This window comes from Winogradskyella litoriviva, from assembly GCF_013249065.1.
GTDB classification, from domain to species: Bacteria; Bacteroidota; Bacteroidia; order Flavobacteriales; family Flavobacteriaceae; genus Winogradskyella; species Winogradskyella litoriviva.
Genome location: NZ_JABRWQ010000019.1, coordinates 1 through 3,408 on the forward strand (window position 1 = coordinate 1; position 3,408 = coordinate 3,408).

General features: G+C 30.3%; 4 protein-coding genes. All 4 read right to left on the minus strand.

The genetic code is table 11. The annotated features are described in order from the left end of the window. Positions 1-261 precede the first annotated feature (261 nt). The 4 genes from HNV10_RS16995 to HNV10_RS17010 all read right to left on the minus strand — a co-directional run bounded on the left by HNV10_RS16995 (position 262) and on the right by HNV10_RS17010 (position 3,258). Positions 262-750, minus strand: a complete 489-nt coding sequence (locus HNV10_RS16995; protein WP_173302645.1) for a hypothetical protein — start codon at positions 748-750, stop codon at positions 262-264. Between the two features lie 318 nt (positions 751-1,068). After that, positions 1,069-1,785 carry a GNAT family N-acetyltransferase gene (locus HNV10_RS17000; RefSeq protein ID WP_173302647.1) on the minus strand — a complete coding sequence of 239 codons (717 nt, stop codon included), beginning with the start codon at positions 1,783-1,785 and terminating at the stop codon, positions 1,069-1,071. Between the two features lie 167 nt (positions 1,786-1,952). Continuing rightward, a complete protein-coding gene (locus tag HNV10_RS17005) occupies positions 1,953-2,486 on the minus strand; it encodes a hypothetical protein (protein WP_173302649.1) in 534 nt (177 codons plus the stop codon). A gap of 325 nt (positions 2,487-2,811) precedes the next feature. Then, positions 2,812-3,258 carry a hypothetical protein gene (locus HNV10_RS17010; protein ID WP_173302651.1) on the minus strand — a complete coding sequence of 149 codons (447 nt, stop codon included), beginning with the start codon at positions 3,256-3,258 and terminating at the stop codon, positions 2,812-2,814. Positions 3,259-3,408: the final 150 nt, after the last annotated feature.

Here is a 3,408-nt window from a genome sequence, read left to right on the forward strand (position 1 = left end):
GTATCAAGTTCCAACGTTTTAAAATTCAGAATTCGAGTGAGTTTTTGCGTTCAGTTCGGCTTAAAACGTTTTAGATATGCGCTTCAAATTCAAGTTTAGAAACTGCGCTGAGTTATTACAGCTAACGGTTTTGTGTATGGTTAGTTGCGTGTTTGAGCAACTAATTTAGTAAACAAAAACGAACGCGAGAAAATTCCGAAGGAATTTTCCAAATAAGCAACGACCAAAGCAATTAATTATACACGGTGTTGTAGCACGTTTTTATTCACATTTATTTAACTCAGAATAATATTTAATCGGATTACGATTTTTATATTTTATTCCACTTAATGATTCGCAAAACTTTTCTTTGTCCGTATTTATTATTAATTCCAAATACTCAATAAATACATCTGCGTATTCTCCATCTGCAAAACTCGCAAGATTTAAACTCGGCAAGTAAAATTCAGAATTTTTTTCAGAAGTCGCTTGTTCAAAAATCAGTCGAGTAGTGTCATAGAAAAAGTCCGTTTTTCCCATTTTGTGGTCAGGTCCAGTTGTCCCATAATATATTCCGAATTCAGTATAGTTTTCAGGTACTAATTTTATTAAAATAGATTCAGGAATTTTCTTTTTTTCTAAATATAATTCAGAAGCAGTATTTAAGTTTTTCTCGTATTCAGTTTCATTCAGAGTTTTTAATTCAGTCGAATTTCCTAAAGTCAGAAACGAAAGGATTATTAAAACTGGCAAAGTCAAAATCTTATTCATAGGTTTTCTCAAATGTGCTACAACGTTGTTGTGTATGATTAGTTGCGTGTTTTAAGCACTAAAGTTAGCAAATAAAACACAGATAGAAAGTCCGAGAGGACTTTCGTAAATTGGCTAAAACCAGCAATTAATTATACACGGTGTTGTGGGTACGTGCTTTTCCTTTTCGGTTTCATTAATGTCATTATGATTCCACCAACTATTAGTCCAATTCCTAATAATAAGCAAATTGTACTAATTGGATGTCCAATTTTAGTTGACCAAGCAAAAATATCCAAACCAAATCCAATGATAATTAATATAAATCCTAATATTCTTTTATTCATTCAGTTCTGTTATTAATAAAAATGGACTGTATTCTATTCTATTTTTTTTTGAAAAGTATTTTACTTTATCTTCTTTTATTTGTTTTCCATTTTTTGTCAATCGTAAATTCCAATTGCAGTTACAAGGTTGAATTATTGGCAATAATAACTTGTCTGAATTTGTATTAATTTCCCAAGTCCATTTTGGTTTGTGATTTTTTATTTGATAAGGTTCAACGTTCCATAATTCGATTTTGTTATCTGAATTGTTTTTTGTTGTTTGTTTAATTTCAATTAATGGTTTATAGTAAGTCAATTCAGATTCCGAATATCCTCTATCAGGAAATTTGATAAAATCCATTTTTTTCCAAAATCTTTCTGACTCAATTGGCGAGCAAAACAATTTAAGAGCTAAAAATCCTTTTTCTTTAAAAAATTCAGCGATTTGGTTAAAGAAATATTTTCCAATTCCGCTATTTCGATTTTCAGGTTTGATTTCCATAATATCAATTTCGGCATAAATCTCTCTTTCGCTCCAAACTAAAAATCCGATTGGTAAATCATTGTGATTTAAAGTTATAAATTCCTTTTTTATAAATGCTTTTTCTATAATTGCCCAATTGCAATAAAATCCGTTTCCAGAAGTTTTATCTTCTTCAATTAACCATTTTTCAACTTTTTTCAAGTCAGATTGAGTTGGCGAAATGTTCAATTGAAAGTCTAATTTCATTGGTTTACGTGATTTTTTTTGCATTACCCACAACGTTGTTGTGTATGGTTAGTTGCGTGGTTAAGCAACTAAATTAGCAAATAAATCACAGATAGAATATTCCGCAGGAATGTTCGTAAGTCGGCAGTGACCAAGCAATTAATTATACACGGTGTTGTAAGCAGTTTTTATTTATTTATTATTCGCTTTTCTTCAGTTATCGGATTTGTTGAAGTTAGAGATTCAATCGTATTTTTATTAATTCCAATTTCAATCTTTCTCCAAACATTTCCTTCTTCTTTGTGCGTTTCGATTAAGTTAAAAGTTATATTATTTTCTGTGAATATTGTGTTGTTAAAATCAAGATTGATTGAACCAGTAAGCAAAACTTCTTGTAGTTCAAAAGTAAATAATTGTAGTTCCTTTTTATTTTCGAATTCATAACCAATAATCATTTTAATCAGTACAGGACTTATTTCATCGTACCAAATTGGGTCAATTATCACTAATTTCCCGCTATCAGAATTCAATAAGACTAAGCATCTGGAATGTTTCTTGTGCCAACCATAATAACCTTCTAAATACACGCTGTAAAAATCATATTCAGGCATTACTTTATTCAGCGTTTCTTTTTTTATTTCTTTAATGTCAGCTTTTTCAGGATTATAATACCATTTATCAGATTCGTACGAGCCATTTTCGTCAATCTTTAGTTTTTCCAATGACAATTTTATTTCGGTCAGGTCTTGTCCAAAAGTGAGAAGAGAAAAGAGAATAAGTGAAAGTGTAATCGAAAATTTCATTTTTAGTTCTTTAGTTTCTCAAAATTAATCTATCTAATTTTTCTGTAAAAGTCATAATGAGTGAACTATGTTTTTGGTTGAGTAACGCGTTTTCTCAGATTGCTTACAACGGTCTCGTATAACCGTCAGTTACGGGTTAACATGCGTTAATTTTCGGTTTAGCACTGACGTTGGCAATTCCGAGTGGATTCGGACGTAGTCGAATCCGCCGTAATTGCGGTTATACATTGTTGTAGGTAGTATTTTATCTATATCCAACTTCTTTTTTCTTGTTATAAAAATTTGTTTCAATTCCATAAGTTTTAAGATTAGAACTTATTTTTTCAGATTCATTTCCACCACAATTAAATCTCAGTTTTCCCGCATTGTATTCAATTTTATAATGAGCTGGTGTCCGACTCATATATTCATAATAAGTTACTTTTTCAATTTCCTTAAATTCAATTTGAGTTTTATTCGCTCCAATCAAATTCAGAGGATATTTTATGCAGATTACTTTATTCTCAAAATCCAGCGTTACTTTCTTAATCCACTTTTTATTATTCAATAATATAATTGCTAAAAAGCCAATTAGTGATACTCCCAAAATTAAAGTCCAATTTTCAGTAAAATAAATCGGAACAATAGAAACTAGCATTGTCAATATCAGAACTTTTAAAATTCCACTAAAATATTCTGGTTCAAATTCCATAAGTCTTTTCGGATATTACCTACAACGTGTGCGTGTATTACTTAGTTGCGTGGTTTAAGCAACTAAGTTAGCAATAATTCACGACATAGAAAATCCGAGAGGATTTTCGTACGTAAGCTCAATAAAGCAATTAGTTATACACAGTGTTAA